This window comes from Vibrio kasasachensis (assembly GCF_050337565.1).
Classification (GTDB): domain Bacteria; phylum Pseudomonadota; class Gammaproteobacteria; order Enterobacterales; family Vibrionaceae; genus Vibrio; species Vibrio kasasachensis.
In genome coordinates this window covers 507,911-522,382 of the sequence record NZ_JAKJTB010000008.1, presented here as the reverse complement: position 1 = coordinate 522,382, position 14,472 = coordinate 507,911, and the positions used below count along the sequence as shown (strand labels likewise).

Below are 14,472 nucleotides of genomic sequence, written 5' to 3'. Positions count from 1 at the left end.
ACATAAGTAGAGTAATAACACTATTTCTATCAATACCAAAGTGAGTAAGATCCATCGCATAAACACAGGAAAAAGTAAGTTTTCTTTTTTTAATGCAATCAAAGTTCCCGCCAATGCAGACTCAAAACAGAAATCTAATTTTCCATAATACGCAAACTTTATGGCTGTATTGTGCTTGATATGTGAAAGTTAGCTTCTTTATTCTTTGCTTTCGCTTACCATGAGAATAAAAATGGATTTTATTACAACTCTTATGTTATGCATACGTAACTTTGATCGCGTTTTCAGAAGAAAAGCACCACGTGCCTTATCAATGAGAACATATTCATTGACTCTATAATCTTGCAAAGAGTAGAGTGACGTTCAAAGAATTGGAGTGCTTGTCATTCTCAGGGAGTAGCTTGGCAAGACCACATTGCAATTACGGAATGTTGTTTTTCTAAGTAGCTGTTAGTCCGGATTATTTCTCATCTATCCCAAAAACATAGACTCAAATGCAAGCAGTGTTTAGTTGTAACAATAATTAGAGTAGTTGTATTATGCCAATGTCTATCGGAAATGCCTTTATCAAGAATTTCCTTGGTAAAGCGCCAGACTGGTACAAAGTCTTAATTATCGCTTTTCTCATCATTAACCCTATCGTATTTTTCTTCGTCGACCCATTTGTCGCGGGTTGGTTACTGGTAGCAGAATTTATCTTCACTCTGGCGATGGCGCTTAAATGCTACCCACTTCAGCCTGGTGGTCTTTTAGCTATTGAAGCTGTCGCCATTGGCATGACAAGCGCAGATCAAGTGAAACATGAGCTTGTGGCGAACATTGAAGTATTGCTATTGCTTGTCTTCATGGTTGCTGGCATTTATTTCATGAAGAATCTTCTGCTATTTATCTTCACTAAAATATTGCTAGGTATTCGTTCAAAAATTTGGCTTTCTGTCACGTTCTGTTTCGCGGCAGCTTTCCTATCGGCATTCTTAGACGCACTAACCGTAATTGCGGTTGTTATCAGCGTCGCTGTCGGGTTCTATGCTATTTACCACAAAGTAGCGTCCGGCAACACTATCGGTGATCATGACCATACCCATGATGGGACGATCCCTGAACTGACTCGTGACAACTTAGAGAACTACCGCGCGTTTTTGCGTTCACTACTAATGCATGCAGGTGTCGGTACCGCACTCGGTGGTGTAATGACCATGGTAGGTGAACCACAAAACCTTATCATTGCCGATCAAGCAAGTTGGCAATTTGGTGAATTCCTAATTCGTATGTCTCCTGTAACTGTGCCAGTTTTTTTCTGTGGTTTGATCACATGTGCATTGGTAGAGAAGTTTAAAGTGTTCGGCTACGGTGCAGAACTACCCGATAATGTTAGGAATATCCTTGTCGATTTTGACGCAGAAGAACGCAAAACACGTACCAAACAAGATGTGGCTAAACTTTGGATTCAAGGTGCTATCGCAGTATGGCTAATCGCCGCACTTGCACTTCACCTTGCAGCTGTTGGTCTAATTGGTCTGTCAGTAATTATTTTGGCAACAGCATTTACTGGTGTTATCGAAGAACACTCAATGGGGAAAGCCTTTGAGGAGGCACTGCCGTTTACAGCGCTTCTTGCGGTATTCTTTGCTATTGTTGCAGTAATCATTGACCAAGAGCTATTTAAGCCTGTTATCGATGCTGTATTAGCGGTTGAAGATAAAGGAGCTCAACTTGCGCTGTTCTACATGGCAAATGGTTTGCTCTCAATGGTGTCAGACAACGTATTTGTTGGTACGGTTTATATCAATGAAGTTAAAACTGCGCTGGTAGAAGGTGTGATCTCTCGTGACCAGTTCGATATGCTTGCAGTGGCGATTAATACCGGTACTAACTTACCTTCAGTTGCAACGCCAAACGGCCAAGCAGCATTCTTATTCCTACTAACTTCAGCGTTAGCACCGTTAATTCGTTTGTCGTACGGTCGAATGGTCATCATGGCGCTGCCATACACTATCGTTCTAGCGCTAGTTGGTTTAGCGGGCATCGTATTCTTCTTAGAGCCAACAACAGCTTGGTTCTATGATCTTGGTTGGATTCAACATCATTCAAGCAAAGCTCTCACTGATGTGATTACAAGTGGGCACTAATATTTTTTCTTGATTAACAGACCGATCCAAGCTAAAAAGCTCTGAGCAATCAGAGCTTTTTTTATTTCTGAACAAGGACACTACTTTGAACTTTCTAGCAACATTGAAGAGCTTCTCTCAAAGCCGCCTTTCTTGGGCGGTACTACTCGGCTTTATCATTTTCTTTGAAGCTTGTGCCCTTTTCTTTCAACACGTAATGCTATTGCCACCCTGTGTGATGTGCATTTACGAACGAGTTGCAATGATGGGCATTGCTGGTGCAGCTATTGTTGGCTTACTTGCACCGCAAAATTTGGTTATTCGTTGGGCTGGATTAGCGGCATGGGGCTACAGTGCTTATCGTGGTTTAGAACTCGCGATGCAGCACGTTGACTATCAATTTAATCCATCACCTTTCGCTACGTGTGATCTGTTTGTGCGCTTCCCTGAATGGGCACCATTAAATAAATGGGCACCTTGGATGTTTGAAGCAACTGGAGATTGTTCAAAAGTTGTTTGGCAATTCTTAACCTACTCAATGCCTCAATGGTTAGTGGTTATTTTTGCCGCCAATTTAGTGGCTCTTGCAGTAATTGTGGTTTCACAGTTTGTGAAAAATAAATAGCGCAACGACCTTAACCAATTTGTGGGGAAGCTGGTCATCAAGCCAGCTTTTTTACCCATTCAATATAAAAAAGGTCACACCGTTTCACCGGTGAACAAGACATGAGATCCCTCAGGAACGATCACTGGTAAATCCGTACAACCAAAATCCAATCCCAATTGACTCAACACGCAAGTTAGCTGTCCTCGATGATGAGTTTGGTGATTGAAAATATGTTGATAAAACTCGCCCGTCTTTCTTTCAATTAATCGCCCTTCAGTAGTGGTGTAACGCACTATTTTCGAACAATCAAGATCAGTTAAATCCGCCATAATTTGTAAATAGATTAAATCAATCAAAACTCGTAACGACTTAAGCTCATCCATATTTGAGACAAACTGATCATTTACTGATTTCGATTTAGGCAAGGTTTTTAGCACGGCAGGGTCAACGCTAACTAAGTCGTTATCCACTAGGCGTTGAAGCATGATTAAGTCAGCAAACAGAATATGATTCCAATGAGCCATAACACTAGGAAAAAACGATTGAGTCTGTTGGTGTAACTGCTCCATAGAAAGTGGCTCACATACCGTTAAAAGCTGTTGATTCATTCGCTGATTGTATAGCGCTAACATTCTAAAATTTGAGGATAAGTCCATTTTTGCCTCTATTACTTTCTATAACACGAGTGACACATGAGCCAGCGTCAGTCTAACTCGTAAGCCAACTAAAAGAGCGCAGGATTAACCTGCGCTCTTTCCTAATCCAATGCCACGTTAGTTCATATCTCTACTCGGTGCTGGAGCCAATACTTCTCGATTACCATTGTGACCCGGAGCACTTACAATCCCTTGCGCCTCTAACTGCTCCACTATACGAGCGGCACGGTTGTAACCAATCTTGAAACGACGTTGCACCCCGGATACTGAACCACGGCGTGACTGCACCACATGTTCAACTACTTGGTCAAACAATGGGTCCATCTCTTCATCACCGTCCATTTTTTCCCCCGGAAGCAAGGTGTCTGGAGATTGATCGCCACTGATAATATCTTCAATGTAATTCGGTTTACCACGCGCTTTCCAGTTGTTTACCACCGCATGAACGTCATCATCGGATGCAAACGCACCATGAACCCGTTCAGTGTGGCTTGAGCCGGGCGCTAGATACAACATATCACCCATACCCAGCAGTGATTCAGCGCCACCTTGGTCAAGGATAGTACGTGAGTCAGTTTTGGTCGATACTGTAAATGCTACGCGCGTTGGAATGTTAGCTTTTATCAAACCAGTAATAACGTCAACCGAAGGACGTTGTGTCGCAAGGATCAAGTGAATACCCGCCGCACGTGCTTTTTGTGCCAATCGAGCAATCAGTTCTTCAACCTTCTTACCCACAACCATCATCAAATCAGCAAACTCATCAACCACAACAACGATATACGGTAGTTTCACTAGCAAGGGGGCTTCTGCATCCATACTATCACCCGGCTTCCATAGCGGGTCATGGATAGGATGCCCCGCATCTGCAGCCATCTTGAGCTTGTCATTAAAACCTTTGATGTTGCGTACACCAAGCAGCGACATCAATTTGTAACGACGCTCCATCTCGCCAACACACCAGCGAAGCGCATTGGAAGCGTCTTTCATATCCGTTACGACTTCAGAGAGTAAGTGCGGGATACCTTCATAGATTGATAGCTCCAACATTTTCGGGTCGATCATGATAAAACGTAAATCTTCCGGTGATGCTTTGTACAGCATACTTAGGATCATGACGTTTACACCAACCGATTTACCCGAACCTGTGGTACCGGCTACAAGCACATGCGGCATTTTGGCAATGTCGGCTATCACGGCTTCACCCGCAATATCTTGGCCAAGCACAACGGTTGTCGGTGAGGTAGCATTAATAAAGGTTTGGCTCGCGACTACATCAGAGAAGTACACCGTCTGACGGCTCATATTTGGCAATTCTAAGCCTATGTATGGCTTTCCAGGGATAACTTCGACTACACGTACTGCCATCGCCGACAATGAGCGTGCTAAGTCCATAGAAAGGCTAGATATACGGCTTACTTTTACGCCCGGCGCCAAATCCAACTCAAAACGAGTGATCACAGGTCCAGGGAAGATGTCGACAACCGTTGCTTGGATTTTGTAATCAGCAAGTTTCGATTCAACTAAGCGTGCAATCGCTTCCAACGCATCACGATCAATAAAGTTCTCACGTTTTTCTGGGTGGTAAAGCAAGGCAAGTGTTGGCAAGGGTTCAGCTGGCTTTGGTAAGTTTATCTCACGCTGCACTAAAAATGGGTTGTGGTGCGCCACCACTTTCGCTTGAGCATCAGCCACCAATGACTGGAAAGTTTCCACATCTTGATCTTGCTCTACTTCATCACCTTGCTGATGCGTTTCTGAACTTGCCTGTTCAAGCGATAACGGATCTTGCGTATTCGTGCTTTCTTCAACGTCAGCGACCTCAAATGAGCTGATTGTTGGTTCAACGTGGTTAAGATCTGGCTCAACGTGTTCACTGATCGACTCCAGTGTAGCTTCATCAATGAGAGGTTGCTCCACAGTAACCACACTGTTCCATGGCAGTTCTTCAGCAGGCATGGACTCTGGTGCAGGCGTCAGTTCAGTTTTTGGCTGTACCGCTTCGTCTTGTTGCCAAGTAGATAATTCTTGGTCAGCCATATCATCTGAATTCAATGCCGCTTCTTCTAGCTGCTCAATCGTTGCATCCAACTGGCAAGTTCTTTCAACTAGGTTATGTGGTTCTTCTAATGGCGTCGTAGGCTCTGACTCAGAAGATTCAGACACAGCAGACTCAAGTTCAGAATAATAAGGAGGTTGAGCAATTGGCAACGGGTCCACTGATTCAATTTGTTCAATTGGCACTGCATTGGTGAGTTGGGCACTTGCAACCGTATTTACCGCCTCTGGCATATGAATGTTGTATCGACGAGGCTCTGCTGTTTGCTCAATTGGCGTAATATCGGGTTGGACAGAGGCAGAGTTTGTCACATCAAAATCTTCAACCTCTTTCAATTCTGCTTCTATGGTTTCATCACGCTCACCTCGAATGAGATTAACTAAGCACGTAAAACCGCGAATGGTCAGCTCACCCAAACGGTCAACAATGGTCAGCCAGGAAATTCCAGTTAGAAGAGTTAATCCCGCACCCCATAGAAATAGCAGCACCAAGGTGGAGCCAAGTACATTCAATGTTGGTAATGCCAAGCTCGTTAGAACATCACCAATCACACCACCGGATGAGAAGAACCAAATGTCATCGAAGTTTATATCGGCTAATGCACAGCTGGTTAACATTAGGACCGTTAAGCCAAGTAAACGAGTACCCCACAGCATGAAATCAAGAGGTTCGTCTTCACCACGTTTACGTAGTAATACCCATGAAGCAATGGTAATGATGATGGGCAAAGTATAAGCCAACGAACCAAATGCAAAGAAAAGTGAATCAGCTAGCCAAGCTCCAACGACACCACCTGCGTTCGCAATCTCGCCGCCCCATGCCGTTTGAGACCATGACGGATCGGCAGGGCTAAATGAAAGTAATGCAATAGAAAGTAAAATAGAGCCAAGCACAGCTACGATTAGGCTGCATTCCTTAAGGCGCTCGGGACCAGTCAAACGAGAAGCTTGGGACTCTTCTCCAGTCTTAATTATTGTTTCGATTTTATTGCTGTTCTTCTTGAACATAGCCCACTTATCTTTAATAGAAAAAAAATAGCCCGAGCGGTACTACCACTCGGACTATAGATTTAACCATATCAAGGTCAAAAACCCAATTGTCTAACGTCAGAATATGGGAAGGATTTTATCCTGACACCTTATTTGATTCGAATAAAGTGAACTTGTGCCATAAAGGAGTTCAGTTAAAGGTATGGCGTTCCATCCCTATCACTCAAAATTAGAAGGCGGTTCACTCTATTTTTCACAGACTATCGTGTTTTGATTACCAACTGGTTTGTTTGCTTCACTTCTTCCATTACTACGTAAGTACGAGTGTCATTTACACCCGGCAAACGCAACAACGTATCGCCTAACAGCTTACGGTATGCACCCATATCTGCTACGCGAGTTTTTAATAAGTAGTCAAAGTCGCCGGAAACAAGGTGACATTCTTGTATATCATCCAATTTTTGAACTGCTGTATTAAATTGTTCAAATACGTCAGGCGCACCACGATTTAACGTAATTTCAACAAATACCAATAGTGACGCATCTAGGTATTGAGGGTTAAGAAGAGCGGTATAACCCGTAATGTAACCTTGACGTTCTAAGCGGCGAACGCGTTCCAAACATGGTGTTGGTGAAAGCCCTACACGCTTAGAGAGTTCGACGTTTGAAATTCGACCATCTTTCTGCAGTTCATTAAGAATATTGCGATCGATACGGTCTAGATCCTTGGACGGCTTCTTATTGTTGTCTGCCATTTTTTATTCCACCTTATTACTTCCTTGCAAAAATATATACTACATCTTTTAAATATTTAGTAACAAATGTCAAACATTTGTTTATATACTAGATATTAACTCGACAATACTACCCCACACACAGTCATTACAACCAAAAAAAAATGAGGAGTCAGGATGATCATTGGCGTACCTAAGGAAATCAAGAACCATGAGTACCGAGTAGGCATGATTCCAGCTAGCGTTCGCGAGCTAGTATCTCAAGATCACCAAGTTTTTGTTGAAACCCAAGCCGGCGTAGGCATCGGATTTTCTGACGATGATTACATCGCTGTAGGCGCATCCATTCTTCCTACGGCTGCTGACGTTTTCACGAAAGCAGAAATGATTGTTAAGGTCAAAGAACCACAATCTATCGAGCGTTCAATGCTTCGAGAGGGACAAATATTATTTACATATCTGCACCTAGCACCAGATTTTCCACAAACTGATGAGCTAATCAAGAGCAAAGCGGTCTGCATAGCCTATGAGACTGTAACAGATAATATGGGTCGCTTGCCACTACTAGCTCCAATGTCAGAAGTTGCTGGTCGCATGTCAATTCAAGCTGGCGCGCAAACATTAGAGAAATCTCATGGTGGTCGTGGGCTTTTACTGGGTGGGGTTCCGGGCGTTGAACCCGCCAAAATTGTCATAATTGGCGGGGGGGTTGTTGGTGCTAATGCAGCTAGAATGGCAATTGGTTTGCGTGCAGATGTAACGATTCTCGATCGAAATATCGACACGCTTCGCAAATTAGATGAAGAATTTCAAGGACGTGCAAAAGTCGTTTATTCCACCGAAGATGCCATTGAAAAACATGTACTAGAGGCAGATCTAGTGATCGGTGCTGTACTTATCCCTGGAGCAGCCGCGCCAAAACTTGTAACAAAACATCACATTACCAAAATGAAACCTGGTGCGGCGGTGGTCGATGTGGCGATAGATCAAGGCGGCTGTTTTGAAACTTCTCACGCAACGACTCACGCTGACCCGACTTATATTGTTGATGATGTAGTTCATTACTGTGTGGCAAACATGCCTGGAGCAGTGGCACGTACCTCAACTTTCGCTCTTAACAATGCGACGTTGCCTTATATTGTCAAACTAGCAAACAAAGGCTACCGCCAAGCGTTGCTTGAAGATAAAGGCTTCTTGGAGGGGCTAAATGTGATTCACGGTAAAGTCACTTGTAAAGAAGTGGCTGAAGCATTCAACCTTGAATACATTGAACCAACCACTGCAATTGAGATGTATAACTAAACTTTCTCTCATATAAAGACAAAAGCGCTCACTTTATTAATGAGCGCTTTTTTTAAACTTCAGGTTTTTATCGTCGCGTTTAATTAAAACCAGCGTTCCAGCGAGGTTTTATCCAATTGGCGAAAGGCGCGATTTAGAATCTGCGCTAGCTCTTTATAACGAGGGCGAGATTTCATTGGTTCAAGAGCGAACCCACTTTCAACAATCTTCTGATAAAGCTCTCTGTACCATCCAGCTAATGCTGGTGGTAGCTGCGTATTAGAGCGGTTACCAAGCCACCACATACCTTGAATTGGCATACTAATCGCGAACAAAGCGATGATGACAGCCTGCGGCAGGCTTTGATAGTTAGTAAACACCATTTGAGTAAGCACACTTATTGCGGCAACTGCAGGCATAACCTTCATACCAAACCGCGTGGCTTTAATAATGCGCTGCTCCAAAAATATTGGCGCTAGCTCTTTACGCATCGGCCAAGTATCCATGTACTTTTGTCCGTCACGCAAGCTGTGAACGATACCGACTTTATTACTCATATTACTCTCTCACTTCCAGTACAGGGCGACTTACTAAAAAAGAGTTGAAAGTTTCAACTAATCACGTAAAAATTTGACTAAAGTTAATATTCTTCCAAAATTTTTTTGTTATATTGCTTTATTATCGCTATCCTTTGCACACCCTCAATCACATTGTTGCTCTTATTTACAAATTAGGCAACTTTGAGAGACGTCTGCAAGGATTGCACAAGTTGATTGCTTGGTAAAGCAACCTCTTTTTATATACGGATTTTAAAAATTTTTAGTCACAAGTGGCACGCAGTTAATTATAAGAGACTCGGCTATTCTTGTGATATTTTTCATCCCAACTGATTTGATATCCAACGCAAGTGGAATCAAAGCTAGGCAACAAGAGTTCAGGTTCACGCCTTTGGTTGTGAACCTTTTTCAAGTTTGCCAAGTAATGAACTCTATTGCCTCGGATATTCCAGACGATTAACAGGTAGTCATACATGTCTAAGCTAGTTTTAGTTTTAAACTGTGGTAGTTCTTCTCTTAAATTTGCTGTTGTTGATGCAGAAACTGGTGCAGAGCACCTAACCGGTCTTGCTGAGTGTCTTGGTCTTCCAGAAGCTCGCATGAAGTGGAAACTTGATGGCAAGCACGAAGCTCAACTAGGTGAAGGCGCAGCTCACGTTGAAGCACTATCTTTCATGGTAGAAACTATTCTTGCTTCTAAGCCAGAGCTTTCTGAAAACCTTGCAGCTATCGGTCACCGTGTAGTTCATGGTGGTGAGCAATTCACTCAATCAGCTCTAATCACTGACGAAGTTCTAAAAGGTATTGAAGACTGTGCAACACTAGCTCCTCTTCATAACCCAGCAGCAATCATTGGTATCAAGGCAGCTCAAAAAGCATTCCCTAACCTACCAATGTCTGCAGTATTTGATACAGCTTTCCACCAAACAATGCCTGAAGAAGCGTACCTATACGCTCTTCCATACAACCTATACAAAGAGCACGGCATCCGTCGTTACGGCATGCACGGTACTTCACACCTATTCATCACTCGTGAAGTTGCAACTCTACTAGACAAGCCAGTTGAAGAAGTAAACATCATCAACTGTCACCTAGGTAACGGTGCTTCTGTATGTGCAGTTAAGAATGGTCAATCTGTAGATACTTCTATGGGTCTAACTCCTCTAGAAGGTCTAGTAATGGGTACTCGTTGTGGTGACATCGACCCTGCTATCATCTTCCACCTGCATGACAACCTTGGTTACTCTGTTGAAAAAATCAACAACATGCTAACTAAAGAATCTGGTCTAGCTGGTCTAACTGAAGTGACTTCTGACTGTCGTTTCGTTGAAGAAAACTACGGCGAGAAAGAAGCTGCAACTCGTGCGATGGATGTATTCTGTCACCGCCTAGCTAAATACGTAGCTGGTTACACTGCTTCTCTAGAAGGTCGTCTAGACGCAATCACTTTCACTGGCGGTATCGGCGAAAACTCTGGTCCAATCCGTGAAATGGTTCTTAACCGTCTAGCTATCTTCGGTATCGAAGTAGACAGCGAAGCAAACCTAAAAGCACGTTTCGGCAAAGAAGGCGTTATCACTACTGAAAACAGCCGTATCCCAGCGATGGTTATCTCTACTAACGAAGAGTTAGTTATCGCAGAAGACACTGCTCGTCTAGCAGGTCTTTAATCGAATTAACTGGTTAGCCATTGGCTAGCCAGTTTTTCTTAGGATGGAAGGTAACGGGGGCACAAGTGTTTCTTCTCCTTGGTCCCATGCATGGAATGCACATTTAAGCTTTGATCACAATAGCAAAAGGTACCCATACGAATGTCTCGTACTATTATGCTTATCCCTACTAGCGCTGGTGTTGGTCTAACTAGTGTAAGTATGGGCGTACTTCGCGCCATGGAGCGCAAAGGCGTAAAAGTTTCTTTCTACAAGCCTATCGCACAGCCACGCAGTGGTGGTGACGAACCTGATCTAACTTCAACTATCGTTGGCTTTAACAGCGATATGAAGATTGGCGAACCAATGATGATGTCTGTAGCTGAACATATGATCGGCAACGACAACATGGACGAGCTGCTAGAGACGGTTGTTGAACGTTACAACAGAATCAATAAAGATGCAGACGTAACGCTAATCGAAGGTCTTGTACCAACTCGTAAACACCCATTCGCTAACCAATTGAACGCAGAAATTGCTGCTACACTTGGCGCAGAAATTGTTCTAGTTGCAACGCCTGGCACAGATAACCCATCTCAGCTAAAAGAGCGTATCGAAGTAGCATGTTCTAACTTCGGCGGCACTAAGAACAAGAACATCTCAGGTGTTATCATCAACAAGCTAAACGCTCCTGTTGATGATGCTGGTCGTACTCGTCCAGATCTTTCTGAAATCTTTGATGATGCAGATGTTGCGAGCCAAAACCAACTTGAAGTAATGCAGATCTTCAATACTAGCCCAATCCGCGTACTTGGTTGCGTGCCTTGGTCTATCGATCTAATTGCTACTCGTGCAATTGATATGGCACAGCACCTAAATGCTGACATCATCAATGAAGGTGACCTTAACACTCGTCGTATTAAGAGCATCACTTTCTGTGCGCGTTCTCTACCGCACATGATTGAGCACTTCAAACCAGGTTCACTACTAGTTACATCAGCAGACCGCCCAGACGTTATCGTTGCCGCTTCTCTAGCAGCAATGAACGGCGTGGAGATCGGTGCTGTACTACTAACTGGCGGTTACGATATCCCTGCTGAAATTGAAAATCTATGTAAGCCAGCGTTTGACACTGGTCTACCAATCTTCAAAGCACAAGGTAACACTTGGCAGACTTCGCTGAACCTACAAAGCTTCAGCCTAGAAGTTCCAGCAGACGATAAAGAACGTATCGAGTTCATCAACGATCACGTTGCAGGTCACATCGACGGCAACTGGATCGAGTCTATGACTGAAGGCACTCAAAAGTCTCGTCGTCTAAGCCCACCGGCATTCCGTTACCAACTTACTGAGTTCGCTCGTAAAGCTGGTAAGCGCATCGTTCTACCTGAAGGTGACGAGCCACGTACAGTAAAAGCAGCTGCAATCTGTGCAGAACGCGGTATTGCTGAATGTGTGCTTCTAGGTAACCCAGAAGAAATCAAACGCGTTGCAGCACAGCAAGGTGTTGAGTTAGGCGCTGGCGTAACGATCATCGATTCTGATTCAGTTCGTGAAAACTACATTGCTCGTCTAGTTGAGCTACGTGGCGCGAAAGGCATGACTGAAGTTGTTGCTCGTGAGAAGCTACAAGACTCTGTATTCCTAGGTACAATGATGCTTGAAGCGGGTGAAGTTGACGGTCTAGTATCTGGTGCGGTTCATACCACAGCAAACACTATCGTTCCACCGTTCCAGATCATCAAGACTGCACCTAACGCGTCTATCGTTTCTTCAGTGTTCTTCATGCTACTACCTGACCAAGTATTGGTTTACGGTGACTGTGCGATCAACCCTGATCCTACTGCTGAACAGCTAGCTGAAATCGCAATCCAATCTGCTGACTCTGCAGCTGCATTTGGTATCGAACCACGCGTAGCAATGATCTCTTACTCAACTGGCGAGTCTGGTAAAGGTGCTGACGTAGATAAAGTACGTGAAGCAACCAAACTAGCTCAAGAGAAACGTCCTGATCTAATCATCGACGGTCCTCTACAGTACGATGCAGCGATCATGGAGAACGTAGCGGCTTCTAAAGCACCTAACTCTCCAGTAGCAGGTAAAGCGACTGTATTCGTATTCCCAGACCTAAACACTGGTAACACGACTTACAAAGCGGTACAGCGCTCAGCAGACCTAGTTTCTATCGGTCCAATGCTGCAAGGTATGCGTAAGCCTGTAAATGACTTGTCTCGTGGTGCTCTAGTAGACGATATCGTGTACACAGTAGCTCTAACGGCAATTCAAGCTGATCAAGCTGACCAAGCGCAAGAGAAAGTGGTTAACTAATCACCTCGCTTCTGCATAAGTTCGAAACCCTCGCTCTTGCGAGGGTTTTTTTATATCCGAATCAGTAAACAGCTAAGAACATCAACCCGCCGACTCCAACGCAACTTATCATCACGGGTGCAACGCGCTTCCAGAGTTGTTTATCTCCAATACTCACCACCATCCCCATTTTAACGATCGTATTGACCGAAGCCGCGATAATAATGCCCAATGCTGCTGTAGTAACACTTAAGTGCTGAGTACTTTGTCTCCCTAACGCCAATGAAATCGCATCGACATCGGTAATACCCGAGAGCGCCGCCAAAATCAGAGTACCTGCACTGCCAAACCAGTCCGACAATGCGTGAGAAAGCAACATAATTACCGCCAAAACTACGCCGAAAAACAGTGCCGATTGAAGAGCCAAAGGATTCGATTTCTGATTTAACTGCTCTACTGTACTCACATCGCTCGTTCGCCATATCCACCAAGCTGGAAAGTAAAGCGCAACCATCATTGCCAGGACAATTGGCCACAACAACTTAACCAATTGTGGATTTATCACCGTGAGAACGATAAGCAAACGAGGAAACATAGTGCCACAACTGATCAATATTCCACTGGCGAGCAGAGGGCTAATATTGGGTTGCTCTCGCGAGAGATGAGAAAACTGTAAAGTTAATGCGGTTGAAGAACTTAAACCAGCAAACACAGAGGTAAACAAAATCCCCCGTTTTGCACCTCCAATTTTAATCGCGAAATAACCAACAAAAGAAATACTGGCGATCAATACTACCATCCACCAAATTTCATATGGGTTAAGCGCATTCCACGGACCAAAAGATTGATTTGGCAATAAAGGCAGTAATACGATCGAAATTAGCAGTAATCTTAATGCCGCATCCAATTCATATTCTTGTAGTTTTTGTAATGCTTGATGTAACTCTTTTTTGTTATCCAACACCATCGCGGTGATCACCGCTGCTGCTGCGGCTAAAACCGCCTCACCAGAGACAGCTAAGGTGCCCAAAACATAAGTAACAATAAGGCTGACCACACCCGTGATACTGATGTCTTCGCTCTTTTTTTGCTGAATTACAAACGCGATACACGCTAAGATAACCAAGGCAATTAAAGCAAAACCAATCAACAACGGCGAGTAATGTTTCGCAAGAATACCCACTAAACCACCCAGCAATCCGACAAGTGAAAATGTGCGAATACCCGCAACTCGGCTACCATCCTCGTTATTACGCATCACCCAGCCACGCTGCGTTCCGACTATCGCACCTAACAGCAAGGCAATAATAAGGTTCCAAATAGTGTGTTGTTCACCGACAAATGTACTTAACTCCATAGCCACCTCGCCAATTCACGCTGTTACTTAGGAAAATAAAACACTCTCGTTATCTTTAGTTTAAGCCTATCGCCAAATTGAACTGTGAATTGGTTAATAGTTTGTACGATGATGAGCCATTTGTTCGCCTATTTGGTTGGCGCGTCACTAAATATTTAACCATACTAA

The 14,472-nt window shown here is 43.9% G+C and carries 10 protein-coding genes; 5 read left to right on the top strand and 5 right to left on the bottom strand.

What is annotated here, in order from left to right; all coding sequences use genetic code 11:
• Nucleotides 1-539: 539 nt before the first annotated feature.
• Both nhaB and dsbB read left to right on the top strand, forming a co-directional pair.
• Nucleotides 540-2,129 (top strand): Na(+)/H(+) antiporter NhaB, encoded by a 1,590-nt coding sequence (gene nhaB / locus L4C38_RS02745; protein ID WP_428795978.1) that lies wholly within the window; start codon nt 540-542, stop codon nt 2,127-2,129.
• 85 nt (nt 2,130-2,214) lie between these two features.
• Nucleotides 2,215-2,733 (top strand): disulfide bond formation protein DsbB, encoded by a 519-nt coding sequence (gene dsbB, locus L4C38_RS02740; RefSeq protein ID WP_428795977.1) that lies wholly within the window; start codon nt 2,215-2,217, stop codon nt 2,731-2,733.
• Nucleotides 2,734-2,807: 74 nt separating this feature from the next.
• On the opposite strand, the gene L4C38_RS02735 is transcribed toward dsbB, so the two are convergent.
• From L4C38_RS02735 to lrp, 3 genes are all read right to left on the bottom strand, one after another.
• Nucleotides 2,808-3,371, bottom strand: coding sequence for a DinB family protein (locus tag L4C38_RS02735; RefSeq protein ID WP_428795976.1), 564 nt, complete (start codon nt 3,369-3,371; stop codon nt 2,808-2,810).
• A 117-nt stretch (nt 3,372-3,488) separates the two neighbouring features.
• Nucleotides 3,489-6,437 carry a DNA translocase FtsK gene (locus L4C38_RS02730; protein ID WP_428795975.1) on the bottom strand — a complete coding sequence of 983 codons (2,949 nt, stop codon included), beginning with the start codon at nt 6,435-6,437 and terminating at the stop codon, nt 3,489-3,491.
• A 242-nt stretch (nt 6,438-6,679) separates the two neighbouring features.
• Nucleotides 6,680-7,174, bottom strand: coding sequence for a leucine-responsive transcriptional regulator Lrp (lrp, locus tag L4C38_RS02725; RefSeq protein ID WP_006710825.1), 495 nt, complete (start codon nt 7,172-7,174; stop codon nt 6,680-6,682).
• Between the two features lie 156 nt (nt 7,175-7,330).
• Here lrp and ald point away from each other — a divergent pair, with 156 nt between their 5' ends.
• Nucleotides 7,331-8,455, top strand: coding sequence for an alanine dehydrogenase (ald, locus tag L4C38_RS02720; RefSeq protein WP_428795974.1), 1,125 nt, complete (start codon nt 7,331-7,333; stop codon nt 8,453-8,455).
• A gap of 83 nt (nt 8,456-8,538) precedes the next feature.
• Here ald and yfbV read toward each other — a convergent pair whose 3' ends face one another.
• A complete protein-coding gene (gene yfbV / locus L4C38_RS02715) occupies nt 8,539-8,991 on the bottom strand; it encodes a terminus macrodomain insulation protein YfbV (protein ID WP_428795973.1) in 453 nt (150 codons plus the stop codon).
• A 473-nt stretch (nt 8,992-9,464) separates the two neighbouring features.
• Between yfbV and L4C38_RS02710 the strand changes: the two genes are divergently transcribed.
• Complete coding sequence (locus L4C38_RS02710; protein WP_428795972.1) at nt 9,465-10,661, top strand: acetate kinase; 1,197 nt, start codon at nt 9,465-9,467, stop codon at nt 10,659-10,661.
• Nucleotides 10,662-10,802: 141 nt separating this feature from the next.
• Nucleotides 10,803-12,968: a phosphate acetyltransferase gene (gene pta, locus L4C38_RS02705; RefSeq protein ID WP_428795971.1), complete on the top strand. Its 2,166-nt coding sequence runs from the start codon at nt 10,803-10,805 to the stop codon at nt 12,966-12,968.
• 61 nt (nt 12,969-13,029) lie between these two features.
• Here the strand turns inward: pta and L4C38_RS02700 are convergent, their stop codons facing one another.
• The gene (locus L4C38_RS02700) at nt 13,030-14,304 is read right to left on the bottom strand and encodes an MgtC/SapB family protein (protein ID WP_428795970.1); all 1,275 of its coding nucleotides are present in this window, start codon (nt 14,302-14,304) and stop codon (nt 13,030-13,032) included.
• Nucleotides 14,305-14,472: the final 168 nt, after the last annotated feature.

Bases quoted from the DNA above. Each gene is read 5' to 3' on its own strand.
- nhaB (WP_428795978.1), top strand. From the start codon at position 540: ATGCCAATGTCTATCGGAAATGCCTTTATCAAGAATTTCCTTGGTAAA.
- L4C38_RS02735 (WP_428795976.1), bottom strand. From the start codon at position 3,371: ATGGACTTATCCTCAAATTTTAGAATGTTAGCGCTATACAATCAGCGA.
- L4C38_RS02730 (WP_428795975.1), bottom strand. From the start codon at position 6,437: ATGTTCAAGAAGAACAGCAATAAAATCGAAACAATAATTAAGACTGGA.
- lrp (WP_006710825.1), bottom strand. From the start codon at position 7,174: ATGGCAGACAACAATAAGAAGCCGTCCAAGGATCTAGACCGTATCGAT.
- ald (WP_428795974.1), top strand. From the start codon at position 7,331: ATGATCATTGGCGTACCTAAGGAAATCAAGAACCATGAGTACCGAGTA.
- yfbV (WP_428795973.1), bottom strand. From the start codon at position 8,991: ATGAGTAATAAAGTCGGTATCGTTCACAGCTTGCGTGACGGACAAAAG.
- L4C38_RS02710 (WP_428795972.1), top strand. From the start codon at position 9,465: ATGTCTAAGCTAGTTTTAGTTTTAAACTGTGGTAGTTCTTCTCTTAAA.
- pta (WP_428795971.1), top strand. From the start codon at position 10,803: ATGTCTCGTACTATTATGCTTATCCCTACTAGCGCTGGTGTTGGTCTA.
- L4C38_RS02700 (WP_428795970.1), bottom strand. From the start codon at position 14,304: ATGGAGTTAAGTACATTTGTCGGTGAACAACACACTATTTGGAACCTT.